Consider the following 779-nt stretch of genomic DNA (forward strand, 5'->3'; position numbering starts at 1 on the left):
TTAACGAGAGTTCTCCCGCGCGCCTGAGGATTCTCTCCTCGCCTACCTGTGTCGGTTTCCGGTACGGGCACATCAAAACTCCCTAGAGGCTTTTCTTGGCAGTTCGCGTCTCAGAGCTTCGCTACTACTCTTCGCTCCCCATCCACGCTCAAGGTCCTGCCGTGCGGTTTTCCCTACACGACCCTCTTACGTGTTAGACGGCCTCTTCCATCCGGCCGCTCTCCTGACGCCCCTGCGTCCCCCCATCGGTCATGCGTTTCTGTGTGGTACGGGAATCTCTACCCGTTGTCCGTCGCGTACGCCTTTCGGCCTCCGCTTAGGTCCCGACTTACCCTGGGCGGACGAGCCTTCCCCAGGAACCCTTAGGCTTTCGGCGGATCAGATTCTCACTGATCTTTTCGCTACTCATACCGGCATTCTCACTTCCAAGCGCTCCAGCACACCTCTCAGTATACCTTCTCCGCCCTTGGAACGCTCCCCTACCATAGTTTCCTATCCAAAGCTTCGGTGTCCAGTTTAGCCCCGTTACATTTTCCGCGCAGCGTCACTCGACCAGTGAGCTATTACGCACTCTTTCAATGGTGGCTGCTTCTAAGCCAACATCCTGGTTGTCTATGCACCGCCACATCGTTTCCCACTGAACTGGCACTTTGGGACCTTAGCTGTTGGTCTGGGCTGTTTCCCTCTTGACTACGGATCTTAGCACTCGCAGTCTGACTGCCAAGTCTACAAGCGTGGCATTCGGAGTTTGACTGGGTTCGGTAACCTTATGCAGGCCC

The 779-nt window shown here is 56.1% G+C and carries 1 rRNA gene; it reads right to left on the bottom strand.

What is annotated here, in order from left to right:
- Positions 1–779, bottom strand: a 23S ribosomal RNA gene (locus tag MM817_RS16390); the annotation flags it as partial.

This window comes from Sulfoacidibacillus ferrooxidans, from assembly GCF_022606465.1.
Lineage (GTDB): Bacteria > Bacillota > Bacilli > Alicyclobacillales > SLC66 > Sulfoacidibacillus > Sulfoacidibacillus ferrooxidans.